The 15,382-nt window shown below is 67.3% G+C and carries 14 protein-coding genes; 5 read left to right on the forward strand and 9 right to left on the reverse strand.

All coding sequences use genetic code 11. The features are described 5' to 3' along the window. Positions 1-203 precede the first annotated feature (203 nt). Positions 204-3,128, reverse strand: a complete 2,925-nt coding sequence (gene uvrA / locus NED98_RS19645; protein WP_265314134.1) for an excinuclease ABC subunit UvrA — start codon at positions 3,126-3,128, stop codon at positions 204-206. Positions 3,129-3,258: 130 nt separating this feature from the next. Here uvrA and NED98_RS19650 point away from each other — a divergent pair, with 130 nt between their 5' ends. Both NED98_RS19650 and NED98_RS19655 read left to right on the forward strand, forming a co-directional pair. After that, the gene (locus NED98_RS19650) at positions 3,259-3,576 is read left to right on the forward strand and encodes a hypothetical protein (RefSeq protein ID WP_265314135.1); all 318 of its coding nucleotides are present in this window, start codon (positions 3,259-3,261) and stop codon (positions 3,574-3,576) included. Positions 3,577-3,659: 83 nt separating this feature from the next. Next, positions 3,660-3,914, forward strand: coding sequence for a hypothetical protein (locus tag NED98_RS19655; protein ID WP_179512250.1), 255 nt, complete (start codon positions 3,660-3,662; stop codon positions 3,912-3,914). Positions 3,915-4,141: 227 nt separating this feature from the next. Here the strand turns inward: NED98_RS19655 and purC are convergent, their stop codons facing one another. The 4 genes from purC to NED98_RS19675 all read right to left on the reverse strand — a co-directional run bounded on the left by purC (position 4,142) and on the right by NED98_RS19675 (position 7,054). Then, positions 4,142-4,921 carry a phosphoribosylaminoimidazolesuccinocarboxamide synthase gene (gene purC, locus NED98_RS19660; RefSeq protein ID WP_265314136.1) on the reverse strand — a complete coding sequence of 260 codons (780 nt, stop codon included), beginning with the start codon at positions 4,919-4,921 and terminating at the stop codon, positions 4,142-4,144. 100 nt (positions 4,922-5,021) lie between these two features. Beyond that, positions 5,022-5,861, reverse strand: coding sequence for a hypothetical protein (locus NED98_RS19665; RefSeq protein WP_265314137.1), 840 nt, complete (start codon positions 5,859-5,861; stop codon positions 5,022-5,024). Between the two features lie 59 nt (positions 5,862-5,920). Continuing rightward, entirely contained in the window at positions 5,921-6,769 is an 849-nt protein-coding gene (locus tag NED98_RS19670; RefSeq protein WP_265314138.1) for an alpha/beta hydrolase, read from the reverse strand. Positions 6,770-6,895: 126 nt separating this feature from the next. Then, positions 6,896-7,054, reverse strand: a complete 159-nt coding sequence (locus NED98_RS19675; protein ID WP_179512246.1) for a hypothetical protein — start codon at positions 7,052-7,054, stop codon at positions 6,896-6,898. Positions 7,055-7,161: 107 nt separating this feature from the next. Here NED98_RS19675 and gcvA point away from each other — a divergent pair, with 107 nt between their 5' ends. The 3 genes from gcvA (at position 7,162) to NED98_RS19690 (ending at position 12,226) form a co-directional block, all read left to right on the forward strand. Next, positions 7,162-8,058, forward strand: coding sequence for a transcriptional regulator GcvA (gcvA, locus tag NED98_RS19680; protein WP_179512245.1), 897 nt, complete (start codon positions 7,162-7,164; stop codon positions 8,056-8,058). A gap of 179 nt (positions 8,059-8,237) precedes the next feature. Beyond that, positions 8,238-10,475, forward strand: a complete 2,238-nt coding sequence (parC, locus tag NED98_RS19685; protein WP_265314140.1) for a DNA topoisomerase IV subunit A — start codon at positions 8,238-8,240, stop codon at positions 10,473-10,475. 86 nt (positions 10,476-10,561) lie between these two features. Next, positions 10,562-12,226, forward strand: coding sequence for a putative bifunctional diguanylate cyclase/phosphodiesterase (locus NED98_RS19690; protein ID WP_432423350.1), 1,665 nt, complete (start codon positions 10,562-10,564; stop codon positions 12,224-12,226). Here the strand turns inward: NED98_RS19690 and NED98_RS19695 are convergent. The 4 genes from NED98_RS19695 to NED98_RS19710 all read right to left on the reverse strand — a co-directional run bounded on the left by NED98_RS19695 (position 12,196) and on the right by NED98_RS19710 (position 15,230). Continuing rightward, positions 12,196-13,389: a CCA tRNA nucleotidyltransferase gene (locus NED98_RS19695; protein ID WP_265269514.1), complete on the reverse strand. Its 1,194-nt coding sequence runs from the start codon at positions 13,387-13,389 to the stop codon at positions 12,196-12,198. The genes NED98_RS19690 and NED98_RS19695 overlap by 31 nt on opposite strands. Beyond that, positions 13,377-13,979, reverse strand: a complete 603-nt coding sequence (locus tag NED98_RS19700) for a CoA pyrophosphatase (protein WP_265314142.1) — start codon at positions 13,977-13,979, stop codon at positions 13,377-13,379. The genes NED98_RS19695 and NED98_RS19700 overlap by 13 nt, the downstream gene beginning before the upstream one ends. Continuing rightward, positions 13,976-14,536: a DUF1285 domain-containing protein gene (locus NED98_RS19705; RefSeq protein WP_265314143.1), complete on the reverse strand. Its 561-nt coding sequence runs from the start codon at positions 14,534-14,536 to the stop codon at positions 13,976-13,978. The genes NED98_RS19700 and NED98_RS19705 overlap by 4 nt, the downstream gene beginning before the upstream one ends. Before the next feature lie 181 nt (positions 14,537-14,717). Further along, a complete protein-coding gene (locus NED98_RS19710) occupies positions 14,718-15,230 on the reverse strand; it encodes a GNAT family N-acetyltransferase (protein ID WP_179512239.1) in 513 nt (170 codons plus the stop codon). Positions 15,231-15,382: the final 152 nt, after the last annotated feature.

Consider the following 15,382-nt stretch of genomic DNA (forward strand, 5'->3'; position numbering starts at 1 on the left):
TGAATACCTACCTTGGCAGGCAGTCGAACGCGTCGAGGCGACGGGATTTGTGCGCCGGGGTCGCCGCGGCCGTCGCGTTAAATGAAACGGCCTATCCTCCGTTCGCCCCTAAGCTTCTCGAAGAGCTGCATTTCTTTCCGCGGACGAAAAGTGCAGCCCTTCGAAAAACTTAGCCCGAACGGTTCGGAGCCCGCGCGCGCGGCCTATTCCGCCATTTCCGGCTCGGGGGCCGGCGCGCGTTCGAGCAGCGGCGCGAGATAATGGCCGGTGAAGCTGCCCTTGGTCCTGGCGACCTTCTCCGGTGTCCCTTCGGCGACGATCTCGCCGCCCTTCACCCCGCCTTCGGGGCCGAGGTCGATGATCCAGTCGGCGGTCTTGATGACGTCGAGGTTATGCTCGATCACCACGACCGTATTGCCCTGTTCGACCAATGCGTGGAGCACTTCGAGCAATTTGCGGACGTCCTCGAAATGCAGCCCGGTGGTGGGTTCGTCGAGGATGTAGAGCGTGTTGCCGGTGGCGCGGCGGCTCAGTTCCTTGGCGAGCTTGACGCGCTGCGCCTCGCCGCCGGAGAGCGTCGTCGCCTGCTGCCCGACCTTGACATAGCCGAGCCCGACCTCGGCCAGCATCGCCATCTTGTCGCGGATCGGGGGCACTGCCTTGAAGAATTCGGCGGCATCCTCGACCGTCATGTCGAGCACGTCGGCGATCGAAAGGCCCTTGAACTTCACCTCCAGCGTCTCGCGATTGTAGCGCGCACCGTGACACACGTCGCAGGTAACATAGACGTCGGGGAGGAAGTGCATCTCGATCTTGAGCACCCCGTCGCCCTGGCACGCCTCGCACCGCCCGCCCTTGACGTTGAAGCTGAACCGCCCCGGCTTGTAGCCACGCGCCTGCGATTCGGGCAGCCCGGCGAACCAGTCGCGGATCTGGGTGAAGGCGCCGGTATAGGTCGCCGGGTTCGATCGCGGGGTGCGCCCGATCGGCGACTGATCGATGTCGATCACCTTGTCGAGATGCTGGAGCCCGGTGATCTTCTCATGCCGCCCGGCGAGGATGCGCGCGCCGTTCAATTGCCGCGCCGCCGCGGCATAGAGCGTGTCGATCGTGAAGCTCGACTTGCCCGACCCCGACACCCCGGTGATGCAGGTGAAGGTGCCGAGCGGGATGCTCGCGGTGACGTTGCGCAGATTGTTCGCCGTCGCGTTGTGGACGGTGAGCTTCTTGCCCGATCCCTTGCGCCGCTTCGCCGGCACCGGCACCGCGCGGGTGCCGTTGAGATAATCGGCGGTGATCGACCCGTCCGACGCGAGCAGCTCGTCGAGCGTGCCGTGCGCGACGATCTCGCCGCCGTGGACGCCCGCGCCGGGGCCCATGTCGATGACATAATCGGCGGTACGGATCGCATCCTCGTCATGCTCGACGACCAGCACGGTATTGCCGAGATCGCGCAGCCGGCGCAGCGTCGCGAGCAGCATGTCATTGTCGCGCTGGTGGAGCCCGATCGACGGCTCGTCGAGCACATAGAGCACGCCGGAGAGCCCGCTGCCGATCTGGCTGGCGAGGCGGATGCGCTGGCTCTCGCCGCCCGATAAGGTGCCCGATGTCCGGTCGAGGTTGAGATAATCGAGCCCGACATTGTTGAGGAAGCCCAGTCGCTCGACGATCTCTTTCAGGATGCGTTCGGCGATCGCGCGCTGCTGGTCGTTGAGCTGTTCCGGAAGCGCATTGAACCACGCCAGCGCGTCGACCACCGACATGCGCGTCGCATGGCTGATATCCTCGCGCGCGACCTTCACCGCGAGCGCCTCGGGCTTGAGCCGCGCGCCGTGGCACACTTCGCATGGCTGCGAGCTTTGATATTTGCCCAGTTCCTCGCGCATCCACGCGCTCTCGGTCTGAAGCATGCGGCGGTTGAGGTTGCCGATCACCCCCTCGAACGGCTTCTTGACGTCATAGGACTTCTTGCCGTCGACGAAGGTCAGCGTGACGGGCTTGCCGCCGGTGCCGTGGAGGATGATCAGCCGCACTTCGCCGGGCAGATCCTTCCACGGCGTTTCGAGGCTGAAGCCGAATTCGCGCGCGAGGCTGCCGAGCACCTGCATATAATAAGGTGAGGGCGGGTTGGATTTCGCCCAGGGCACGATCGCGCCCTTCTTGAGCGTCAGATCATGGTTGGGGACGACGAGATCCTCGTCGAAGATCAATTTCTCGCCCAGCCCGTCGCACGCCGGGCAGGCGCCCTGCGGCGCGTTGAACGAGAACAGCCGCGGCTCGATCTCGGGGATCGTGAAGCCGCTGACGGGGCAGGCGAATTTTTCGGAGAAGACGATGCGGTTGGCGGGGATGCCGGCATTCTTCATCTGCCCGCCGGCCGCCGCCTCATCCTCGCGCCCCGGCACCACGCCGTCGGCGAGATCGACATAGGCCAGCCCCTCGGCCAGCTTGAGCGCGGTTTCGAAACTGTCGGCGAGCCGCGTCGCGATATCGTCTCGCACGACGAGGCGATCGACCACCACCTCGATATCGTGCTTGTATTTCTTGTCGAGCGCCGGCGCCTCGTCGATCTCATGCATCTCGCCGTCGATGCGGACGCGGGTGAACCCCGCTTTCTGCCACTCGGCGAGTTCCTTGCGATATTCGCCCTTGCGCCCGCGTACGACGGGGGCGAGCAGATAGAGCCGAGTCCCCTCGGGCAGCGCCATCACGCGATCGACCATCTGGCTCACCGTCTGCGCCGCGATCGGCAGCCCGGTGACGGGCGAATAGGGCACGCCGACCCGCGCCCACAGCAAGCGCATGTAATCGTAGATTTCGGTGACGGTGGCGACGGTCGAGCGCGGGTTGCGGCTGGTCGTCTTCTGCTCGATCGAGATCGCCGGCGAGAGTCCCTCGATATGATCGACATCGGGCTTTTGCATCAGCTCGAGGAACTGGCGCGCATAGGCCGAGAGCGACTCGACATAGCGCCGCTGCCCCTCGGCGTAGATCGTATCGAATGCGAGGCTCGATTTGCCCGAGCCGGAGAGCCCGGTGATCACCGTCAGCGTGTCGCGCGGGATATCCACCGCGACGTCCTTGAGATTGTGCTCGCGCGCGCCGCGGACGGAAATGTGAGTCAGCATGGATGGGGGTTCTACTTCTGTTCCGCAAAGCTTTCCAGTCCCTTCGAGATGGGATTGTGCATCGATTGCGGCAAGATGGCTGGAACTGGCGGCGAAGTGTATTATATTGATGGCACACTGGAGGCAGGCGATGGCGAAGAAAGACGGCAAGAAGGCAAAGCGGATCCCGAAGCGGATCGGCGGGCTGAAAATCCCGAAGGAGTTGCGGCACGCGGGCGAGGCATTGCTCGACAAGGCCAATTCGCCCGCGGGGCGCGAGATCATCGCCACCGGGCTGACGATGGCCGCCGCCGCGGCGTCGGCCGCCGCGCGCAAACAGCGGACCGAGGCGCATCGCGCGACCCGGCCGGGCGAGCCCGGCACGGTCGATCCGCAACGCGTCGCCGAGGCGGTGGGCGATATGGCGGATATCGTGCTCGATCGCATCTTCCGCCCCCGCAAGGCGTGACGATTACCGTCTTTTCATCACGCGGACGCGGTGGCGTCAGGCAGGGAAGGGCAGAAGCGCGTTACCGATCAGGAGTAACCGGAATGAAACAAGCCAAATTCGTGTTCGCTGCTGCCGCCGCTGCGATGGCGCTCGGCGGGTCTCCGGCGCTGGCCAAGGGCTGTATCCGCGGCGCGGTCGCAGGCGGCGTCGCGGGGCATTATGCCGGGCATCATGCGATCGCCGGCGCAATGGCCGGCTGCGCGGCGGGGCATTATTACTATAAGCACAAGGCGGCGGTCGCTGCGCAGAAGCAGCAACAGGCCGCGCATCCCGGCACCGGCCAGCCGGCGAAGTAATATCTGAAAATGATAGCGCGGGTCGTGCCGAATCCGCGCTACCGCCCCGGCGTAGGCCGGGGCCCAGTTATGGCCGACCCGATGCTGGACCCCGGCCTGCGCCGGGGTGGTGGGAGTCAGAAGATCCTCGTGTCCCCGCGAAGGCGGGGATCCAGAGGCCAAGGCAATCAGCGTTTCGTTATTTGGCCCTGGGTCCCCGCCTTGGCGGGGACACGAGGAATGTGGCGCTACTTCCCCCGCCGCTTGCGGTGGCTCTCGAGGTCGAGCACCGCCGAATCCTCGCCGTCGGGCAGCAGCCCGAGCCGCCGCGCGACTTCCTGATAGGCCTCCGCCTCGCCGCCGAGATCGCGACGGAAGCGATCCTTGTCGAGCTTCTCGCCCGAAGCCATGTCCCACAAGCGGCAGCAATCCGGGCTGATCTCGTCGGCCAGGATGATCCGGCCGTAATCATTGTCCCAGATTCGCCCGAATTCGAGCTTGAAGTCGACCAGCCGGATCCCGACCCCGGCGAACAGCCCGCTGAGGAAATCGTTGATGCGAATCGCGAGATCCTGGATGTCGTGCATCTCCTCCTGGCTGGCCCAGCCGAAGGCGGCGATATGCTCGTCGCTGATCATCGGATCGCCGAGCTCGTCCGACTTGTAAGCATATTCGATGATCGTGCGCGGCAGGCGGGTGCCTTCCTCGATCCCGAGCCGCTTGGCGAGCGTGCCCGCGGCGACGTTGCGCACCATCACCTCGATCGGGACGATCTCGACCTGCCGGATCAATTGCTCGCGCATGTTGAGCCGCCGGATGAAGTGCGTCGGCACGCCGATATGGTCGAGCAGCGTGAAGATATGCTCGGAGATCCGGTTGTTGAGCACGCCCTTGCCGTTGATCGTGCCCTTTTTCTGGGCGTTGAAGGCGGTCGCGTCGTCCTTGAAATATTGGATCAAGGTGCCCAGCTCGGGACCTTCGTAAAGGATCTTCGCCTTGCCTTCGTAGATCTGTCGCCGCCGCGCCATCGCTCGGTCCCCTGAAAAAAACGACCCCGGCGACGCGAATGCCGCGCGGCCGGGGCAGGAATCTGGGGGAGGATATAAGGTAAGGGATAGACGGGCGCAATCAGTCGGCTGCCGACGGTCTGGTGCCGCGCCACCACGCGCGCAGCGGGTCCTGCCAGCGTCGCCACGCCAATGCGCCGAGCAGCAACACGATCGCCGGCGGCCCGAGCAGCGCGATCGCGCCGAGCAGAATCGCCAGCGTCCATTGCAGCGAATTGCCTGCCGTATCAGCCGCCTCGGCCAGCGCGGTGCGCGCGCCGAAGCCACGGACCACGGTGCCGGAATGATATTGGAAGGTCAGCGGGGTACTGGCGAGCGAGGCGCGCTGTTCGTCGGTCTTCTGCTGCGCATCACGGCGTTGCGCGTCGAGTTCACCGCGTTGGCGGACGAGTTCGGCGCGCGTCGCCGATGAGATATCCTTGCGTGCGAGTTCGCGGTCGATCTTGTCGCGCGCGGCGGCGAGCGTTGCGTCGGCCTTGCCGAGCTCGGCGATCCGCGCACCAGCGTCGGCGCCGGTAATCTCGGCATCGATCAGCATACCCTCGGCCGCCTCGATCGCCGCGATCCCCTGTCGCCCGAAGGCGCGGGCGAGCGCCGGATCGAGCTTGAAGGCGAGCATCGCCTCGACCCCGTCGCCGTGCGTCAGCGTGTAGCGCATCCCGGTGATGCGACAGCGGCTGATCCCGAGTTTTTCGCAGGCCTGGGCATGCGCCTCCTGCGCGCCGGCGATTTTTGCAGGGGGCAGGCGGAAGGCGTAACGATAATCGAAGGCCACGCCGGGTGCGGCGGTGACGTCGACTCCGGGCGCCGATCCCTGGCTGTCGCTTTCCGCCTCCGGCGGCGCGGACCTGCTGCATGCCGCCAGCACGAGACAGACACAGACGATCGAAATACGTCGCATGATCGCTCTCCCGATAATGTCCTTAATCCATCGGATTAATCGAATATCACGGTCAAGCGTTATTTTTTGTCGATGAGTTGAGTGTCGAGCGCCGCAAGCACGAGCTGCCTGGCGGTCGCCCAGGCAGGGGTTTCGGGTGCGATCAGTTCGACATGGCCGGTGGCGGGGACGGTGTGGAGCGTCACGCTGTCGCCCGCGGCGGTGGCGCGCGCGAGATAATCGGTGGCGAAGCGATAGGGGATGATGCGGTCCTCGCGCCCGTTGACCAGATCGTGCGGTATGCCGATCGGAAGCAGGCGCGGGATCGACGTGTCGACATAGGGATCGGCGCGACCGGTGCCGACGAGCCGGGGGATCACCGCGGTGCCGCAGCCATTGTCCGGGCTGGCGGCGGTCGCCTCCAGATCGGGCAGCCCGCCGAGGCAGACGACATGCGCGATCGGCAGCGGGGCGGGGCTGCGCAGCGCGCTGGCGCCCGGCAGCCGTGGACGCGCGGCGAGCCACAAGGCGAGATGCCCGCCGGCCGAATGGCCGAGCGCGACGATGCGGCGCGTGTCGAGATCATAGTCGGCGCGGTGCGCGAGCAGCGCGTCGGCGGCCGCGGCGGCATCGGCGAAGGTGCCGGGATAGCCCCCGCCGTGGCGGTCGACGCCGCGATAATCGATGTTCCACACCGCAATCCCCGCGCGGCGCAGATCGTCGGCGATCCAGTCCATCAGCGTGCGATCGGCGATCGCGGTTTCCCAGCAACCGCCGTGGACCATCACGACCACGCGATGCGGCCCGCGCCCGGCGGGGCGCCACAGATCGATTTTCTGGTAGGGATCCGGCCCGTAGGCGATCGTGGCATCCGGCACGGGGCGCGGGCGCGTGGTGAGATCGGGCCAGGTGAGGTAGGAAGGCGACATGGCGCCCACCTTATCATTCATGTGTCGACTGGGAACCTCCCCGGCGGGGCGTCGATCGGCGGAGTGGAGAGGGCCGACCGGCTAGGCGGGGGAGCGGGCCGCCGCCGGGGAGGAACTGGTCCGCGCTCAGCCGCAATGCGGCCCGCGGCTGCGCCAGGGCGCGTCGAATTGCTTGCGGTTAACCCGGGCAAAACCGACGCTTGCCGCATGAATCAGGTCGGCGACGGCGCGCGAAAACGAGGTGTGCGAATTGGCCCAGGACTGGGTCAGAAAATCGTCACGCATTTCTTCCTCCTGTCCGTTTCTGCTGACCCGATCTAAATGGCTCATTGTGCGCTGCAGCGCCAACAAATCGCTCGACATGATCGATAAGCTGGATTTATGGGTTCGCGATGCGCCGCATCCCGCCGCTCGCCGCCGTCCGCGTCTTCGAAGCCGCTGCGCGACACGAGAATTTCACCGCCGCCGCCGAGGAACTGGGGATGACCCAGGCGGCGGTGAGTTATCAGATCCGCGTGCTCGAGGAGCGGCTGGGCCAACCGCTGTTCCGCCGCGAGCGTCGTCGCGTCCTGTTGACCGACGCGGGGCGCCGCGCCGCACATCAGCTGACCCGCGCGTTCGACGCGATCGATGCCGCCTTCGCGGGCATCCGCGCCGAGGACGAGGGGCTGCTGACGCTCTCCACCTCGAACACCTTCGCCAATACCTGGCTGGTGTGGCGGCTCGGCGCGTTCCAGATGGCGCATCCAGAAATGGCGGTGCGGCTGCTGACCAGCGACCTGCTGACCGATTTCGCGGCCGAGGATGTCGATGTCGCGATCCGCGCCGGGCGCGGGGGTTGGGAGGGATTGTCGGAGGATCTGCTGCTGCGGATCGATTTCACCCCGATGTGCAGCCCCGAATTCCTCGCGCTCCGCGGTGGGCGGATCGAGCCTGCCGATCTGCTCAGGCTGCCGCTGATCAGCCCGAACGACCCGTGGTGGAGCCAATGGCTGCGCGAGGCGGGGGTGGAAGTGCCGGAGGGCGCGCTGCGCCCCGGCGTCCGGCTCGATTCGCAGGCGCATGAGGGGCATGCGGCGATGGCCGGGCAGGGGGTGGCGATGCTGACGCCGTTCTTCTGGCGCAACGATCTCGCCGAGGGGCGGTTGGTGCGGTTGTTCGAACAGGCCTCGACGCGCAATTTCGGCTATTGGCTGGTGTGCCCCGAGCACCGCCGCCGCGTGCCCAAGATCGCGCGCTTCCGCGAATGGCTGCTGCGCGAGATCGCAGCGGATGGGGCGTTGTCCTGATCGCTTTCGTCACCCCGGCCACTTCGTCATCCCCGCGCAGGCGGGGATCCATTCTGGCTGGCCTATCGGCTTGAGCCGCAACCTCGGCGCGAATGGATTCCCGCCCTCGCGGGAATGACGGGGAAGAGCTTGCTCGGCGTTTGCGGAATTTCCGTTCGCCCCTTAAAGCCTCCGGCTTCATGGCTACCGACTTTGCAGAACCGCCGATCGGCATCCTCGATGCACCCTTCGACAGCGCGCTTTCCGAACGTTATCTCGTTTATGCGCTCTCCACGATCACCGCGCGCTCGCTGCCCGACGTCCGCGACGGGCTGAAGCCGGTGCATCGCCGCTTGCTGTGGGCGATGCGGCTGCTCAGGCTCGATCCCGCGGCGGGCTACAAGAAATGCGCCCGCGTCGTCGGCGACGTGATCGGTAAATATCACCCGCACGGCGACCAGTCGGTCTATGACGCGATGGTTCGCCTCGCGCAGAATTTCGCGCTGCGCTATCCGCTCGTCGACGGGCAGGGCAATTTCGGCAATATCGACGGCGATAACGCTGCCGCTTACCGGTACACCGAAGCGCGGCTGACGCAGGTCGCGATCGACCTGATGGACGGGCTCGACGAGGATGCGGTCGCGTTCCGCCCGACCTATAATGGCGAGGAGCAGGAGCCCGAGCTGTTTCCCGGCATGTTCCCCAATCTGCTCGCCAATGGCGCGAGCGGGATCGCGGTGGGCATGGCGACTTCGATCCCGCCACACAATGCCGCCGAATTGCTCAACGCCGCGATCGCGCTGATCGACAATCCCGCGACTGATCCGCTCGATCACGTCCAGGGGCCGGATTTCCCGACCGGCGGGCTGGTGGTCGACGGCGCCGCGGTGATCCGCGAGGCTTATGCCACCGGGCGCGGCGGCTTCCGCGTGCGCTGCCGCTGGACGGTCGAGCGCGAGAAGGGCGGGGCGTGGCAGATCGTCGTGGGGGAAATCCCCTATGGCGTTCCCAAGGGCAAGCTGATCGAGCAGATCGCGGCGCTGATCAACGAGAAGAAATTGCCGATCCTCGCCGACGTGCGCGACGAGAGCGACGCCGAGATCCGGCTGGTGCTCGAGCCGCGCAGCCGCACCGTCGATCCGCAAGTGCTGATGGACGGGCTGTTCCGGCTGTCCGATCTCGAAACCCGCGTGCCGCTCAACCTCAACGTGCTCGACAAGACGCGCACCCCGCGGGTGATGAGCCTCAAGGAAGCGCTGGAGGCGTGGGTCGAGCATCAGTTCGTCGTGCTGCGCCGCCGCACCGAGCATCGCCTCGCCAAGATCGCCGACCGGCTCGAATTGGTCGCGGGCTATATCATCGCCTTCCTCAACCTCGACCGGGTGATCGAGATCATCCGCACCGAGGATGAGCCCAAGCCGGTGATGATCGCCGAATTCCAGCTCACCGACCGCCAGGCCGAAGCGATCCTCAACATGCGGCTGCGCTCGCTGCGCCGGCTGGAGGAAATGGAGCTCAAGCGCGAACAGGAAGCGCTGACCAAGGAACAGGCCGAGCTGCAGGCTTTGCTCGGTTCCGACGCGCGGCAGCGCACGCGGATGAAGAAGGATCTCGGCAAGATCCGCGACCGCTACGGGCTGGAGACCGCGCTCGGCCGCCGCCGCACGACGATCGAGGAAGCCGCCCCGGCGCGCGAGATCCCGCTGGAGGCGATGATCGAGCGCGAGCCGATCACGGTGATCCTGTCGCAGCGCGGCTGGATTCGCGCGATGAAGGGGCATGTCGATCTCGCCTCGGCCGAGACGCTCAAGTTCAAGGAGGGCGACGGCCCGGCCTGGGCGTTCCACGCGCAGACCACCGACAAATTGCTGCTCGCCGCGGAAAACGGGCGTTTCTACACGCTCGCGGCGGACAAATTGCCCGGCGGGCGCGGGTTCGGCGAGCCGGTTCGGGCGACGATCGACCTCGACGGCAATGTCGGGATCGCGGCGTTCATGAGCGCGGCGAAGCTCGATAAATTGCTCATCGCGGCGAGCGACGGGCGCGGCTTCGTCGTGTCGGCGGCGGATGTGCAGGCCGAAACGCGCAAGGGCAAGACGGTGATGACCCCGCGCCCCGGCGCGAAACTGCTGCTCGCCAAGCCGATCCCCGCCGATGCCGATTATGTCGCGGCGATCGGCGACAACCGCAAGATGGTGGTGTTCCCGCTGTCCGAACTCGCCGAGATGACGCGCGGGCAGGGGGTGCAGCTTCAGCGTTATCGCGACGGCGGGCTCTCCGACGCGATCGCTTTCCATTACGCCGACGGCCTCAGCTGGTCGATGGGCGGTGGGAGCGGGCGGGTGCGCACCGAGAGTGATCTTTCGCCGTGGCGCACCGCGCGCGGCGCCGCCGGACGGATGCCGCCGAACGGTTTCCCCCGCGACAACCGCTTCTGACGGCTCAGAAAAATGCGTCGAATCGATAACTTCACACTTGTAAATTTAGGTCGTCGTTAACGCTCCGTATGTCATCGCAAGCGCCAATGATGACGGGGGGCAACATCGCAAAGGCCATTCCGCCGGTCATGCCCCCGGGTCTGACCGCGGCGGAGGGTGCGCTCGAACTGTTGCCGATCGCTGCGGTCGTCGCGGGGTTCGACGGCGAGCGGCTGATTCGCGAGACTCCCAACGCGATATTCCGCCGGCTCGGGCTCGATCGCACGCTGGAGGATATCGGCCCGCGCATCGCCACGTTCCTCGCCAAGGGCGATGCGCGCGCCGAATTCGCCTGGGATATCGGCGATGCCGTCGAGCGGCGGCATTTCACGGTGACGCTGGCGCGTATCGGCTATCGCGCCGAGCCGCGCTGTTTCGTGTCGTTCGTCGATCATACCGGCGAATTGCGCACCGAGCAGAATCTGCGCCGCGAAATGACGATCGACAGCCTCACCGGGCTACCCAACCGCGGCGGCTTCGGCGATCGGCTGGAGGCGCAGATCGCCGAGGGCGAGACGGCCTGCGCGGTGCTGGTGGTCGATCTCGATCGCTTCGGCCGGATCAACGCCTGCCTCGGTAGCATGGCGGGCGACGAATTGCTGATGGCGGTGGCGCGGCGCATCAAGGGGGCGCTGCGCACGCATGACGTGCTGGCGCGCACCGGCGGCGACGAATTCGGCATCCTGCTGTCGATCGACGATAGCCGCGACGAGGCCGAGCATGTCGCCAAGCGGATCCGCGCGGTGCTCGCCGCGCCGTTCCGGCTGAGCGATTACGAGATCCAGGTCACCTGCTCGATCGGCATCGCGTTCATCGAGGATGCGGTGACCGAGGCGGAGGACGCGATCCGCCACGCGCAATTCGCGGTCCGCCGCTCGAAGGAGAGCGGGCAGGCGGAGGCCTATCAGAACCACGCCTTCGTGCGCGCGCGCGAGGAATTCGCGCTGGAAACCCAGCTACGCCGCGCGATCGCCGAGGAGCAATTGACGCTCCACTTCCAGCCGATCTGCGACCTGTCGACCGGGCGGATCGTCAGCTTCGAGACGCTGGCGCGCTGGACCGACGAGGCGGGGCGGGTGCAATCGCCGAGCATCTTCATCCCGGTGGCGGAGGAATCGGGGCTGATCCTGCCGCTCGGCCGCTGGGCGCTCGACGAGGCGGCGCGGACACTGGCGGCGTGGGACCTGCAGAGCGGTGGCGATTGCGGCGTCTCGATGTCGGTCAATCTCTCGGCGATCCAGCTCCAGCGCGATGCGGTGGCACCGATGGTGGCGGCGGCGCTCACCGCGCACGGGCTGGCGGGCAACCGGTTGCGGCTCGAACTGACCGAAAGCGCGCTGATCTCCGAGCCCGATCGGATCGCGCGGGTGCTGCATGCGCTGAAGGCGCTCGGCACGACGATCGCGATGGACGATTTCGGCACCGGCTATTCCAACCTCGCCTATCTCCAGAAACTGCCGATCGACACGCTCAAGATCGACCGCAGCTTCGTCACCGGGATGCTCGCCGATCGCGACAAGGTGGCGATCGTCCGCGCGGTGCTTGGGCTCGCGGCGGCGCTCAACATGGAAACCGTCGCCGAGGGGATCGAGACGATCGAGGTCGGGCAGACGCTCGCCGCGCTCGGCTGCACCTATGGCCAGGGCTTCGCTTATGCCGCGCCGCTCGACGCGGCGGCGGCCTATCGGTTGCTTTCCGAACGCAACAGCTGATCGGCGATCGCCCCGGTCTCCGCCGCATCGGGGAAGCCGCGCGCGATCCACTCGCTTTCCACCGCACGCAGGATACGCGCGACCTCCGGTCCCTTGGCGATACCGCGCGCGACGATCTCGCCGCCGCCGATCGGCAGCCGCGGCGGGGCCCAGCCGCGCAGCTCAGCCACGCTCTCGCCGACGAGCAGCAGCCGGTCGGTGGCGATCGCCGGGCCGACGCGATAGGCGAGCGCGCGCGGCCCTTCATTGCCGGGTCCGTCATGCGCCGCCTGCAATCGCTTGCGATCGTTGTTGGAGAGCTTGAGCCGCGCGCCGACGCCTTCGGCATCCGCCGGGGCGATCAGCGCGGCGAGCCGGCGGATCGCATCGGGCGCGACGCCCTCGGCGGCTTCGTGCGCGGCGAGCCGGGTGAGCGCAGCGGCGTCGGTGATCTCGGGCAGGACCGGGCGGAAGATGCCGCACTCGATCATCAACGCGATCGTCTCCACCGCTTTGGGCGCGACGAGCAATTTGAGCAATTCGGCCGCGATCCGTTCGCGCGACAGCGCCATCAGGTCGTTGGCGCGTTCGGTGCAGGCGGTCAGCCCGTCGCGATCGATCGTCTCGCCGAACCGCGCGTGGAAGCGGAAGAAGCGCAGGATGCGCAGGTGATCCTCGGCGATCCGCTGATAGGGATCGCCGATGAAGCGCACGCGGCGCGCCTTGAGGTCGTCGAGCCCGCCGAACCAGTCATAGACCTGCCCGGTCAGCAGATCGGCATAGAGCGCGTTGATCGTGAAATCGCGGCGCGCGGCGTCCTCGCGCCAGTCGTCGGTGAAGGCGACGGTGGCGCGGCGGCCGTCGGTGGAAACGTCGCGGCGCAAGGTCGTGACCTCGACCACCGTCCCGCTGGAAACCGCGGTGACGGTGCCGTGGTCGATCCCGGTCGGGACGGCGCGGATCCCGCCCGCTTCGAGCCGCGCGATCACCTCGGCGGGGGCGTGGCGGGTGGCGATGTCGATGTCCGCCACGTCGAGCCCGAGCAGAGTGTCGCGCACCGCGCCGCCGACGTAACGCGCGTCGCCGTCGCGCGCGCCGAGCGCGTCGGCAAGCCGCTTCAGCCCCGGCTGGTCGCGCCACGGCGCGGCGGGGAGCGTGGGTTCGTCGTGCCTTACGGTGTCCATCTCAATCGTCGTGCCAGGTTGACGACCATCGCGGCGGTGGCGCCCCAGATGCGGCGGCCGTCCCACATGATCTCATAATAATGCCGTTCGTGGCCCTGCCACTCGACCGTCACCTCGATATGGTTGGCGGTATCGAGCAGGAAATCGAGCGGCACCTCGAACACCGCCGACACTTCGGCCGGATTGGCGACCAGCGGCAGATCGGGCGGGACCACCGCGACCACCGGGGTGACGAGAAAGCCGGTGACGGTGCGATAGCGATCGACCGCGCCGATCACCGTGACGCGGTCACGGGGAAGCGCGATTTCCTCCTCCGCCTCGCGCAGCGCCGCGGTCACCGCATCCTCGCCCGGGTCGAGCCGGCCGCCCGGGAAGGCGACCTGCCCGGCGTGGCGGCGCATCGTCTCGGGGCGCTGGGTGAGGATCACCCCCGGCCGGTCGCGATCGGTGACGGGGACGAGCACCGCGGCGGGGCGCATCGAATTTTCCGGCGCGACGTCGAGATCGACGCGGTCGCCGGTCAGCAGCACGGGCTGTTCGGCGAGCCCGGCGGTCAGCGCGCGGTGCAGCCGCTCGACGAGATCGCTCACGGCATCAGCGGGAAGAAGGCCCCCGCGCTCCACACTCCGGGCGGCTCGTCGTCGCCTGCCAGCGCGCGCTCGGCGAGGTCGTAATAGAGGCTGCGCGCCACCAGAGCCTCCAGCCCGCCGCGGACGTGGAGATAGGGATGGGGGCCGTCGTCATGCTCGACGAAGCGCAACGGATGCTCGGCCGAGGCGGTGACGATATCGCCGGTGTTGAGCCGGAAGGCGAGCGTCGCATCGCGCCCGTCGCCGTCGACCTTCATCTCCACCGCGACGAAGGGCGCATCCTCCACCGTGATATCGAGCTTTTCGACCGGGGTGACGAGAACATAGCCGCCGTCGGGCTCGCGGCGCAGGATGCGGCTGAACGCGCGGACCATCGCCTGCCGCCCGATCGGCGAGCCCTGATGAAACCAGGTGCCGTCGCGCGCGATGCGCATCTCGCTGTCGCCGCAATGCGTCGGGTGCCAGCGCTCGACCGGCGGCAGCCGATCGCCCTCCGCCAGCCGCGCGATGTCCGCGATCGTCAGCGTTTCGAAATCGGGGGGCGGCGCCATCGGCATGATTCCGGCAGCGTTAGGGTTTAAGCGCGGGTTTGGAAAGCTCCCGTCCTTCTACTCCCCTCCCTTGAACAAGGGAGGGGGCGGGGGGTGGGTTGGTGTGGGGGATACCGTTGCGCGCGCCTCATACCCACCCACCCCCAGCCCCTCCCTTCACCAGGGAGGGGAGTAAGAAGGGGAGAGGTCAGGACAATACCGTCACTCGCGGCCCGATCGTTCCCGCCACCGCGGGCACATCCGCGCCGCGCGCGAGCAGGCGGTGGCGTTCGACCGGCCCCGGCAGCCGCCACGCCCCGGTGCGCTCGGCGGTGAAGCCGAAGAAGCGCGTATAATATTCCGGGTCGCCGATCAGCATGATTGCGCGATCGAGCCCGGTGCGCGTGGCGGCCTCGAGGCTGGCGAGCATCAGCATCCGCCCGATCCCGTCGCGCTGTCGCCCCGGCTCGACCGCGACCGGGCCGAGCAGGGTGAGCGGCGTCGTGGTGTTGTCGTCGCCGGTGAGCATCACCGGCCAGCATTGGATCGTGCCGACCAGCGCACCGCTTTCCAGCGCGGCGAGACTCAGCGCGGGGATCGCCTGCGTGCCTTCGCGCAGGCGATAGGCGGTTCGGCGCCGGCGATCGACGCCGAACGCGCGGTCGAGCAATGCCTCGACCGCTGCCTGATCCACCGTGTCCAGCGCGATAAGCTCGATCACCCGTGCTATTCTCCTGATAGACGCCAAAGGCGGCGCGGATAGGGCTCAAATCTCCCCAGAGCAATGCCGTGACGGAGCGGATTTTGGCGCCAGGCTAGGAGCAAGGAGGGAGCGATGCTTTTGCATCGTGACCGACGCGCGACGCCGCATGG

Origin of the sequence: Sphingomonas lycopersici, from assembly GCF_026130605.1 — a bacterium.
Taxonomy (GTDB): domain Bacteria; phylum Pseudomonadota; class Alphaproteobacteria; order Sphingomonadales; family Sphingomonadaceae; genus Sphingomonas; species Sphingomonas lycopersici.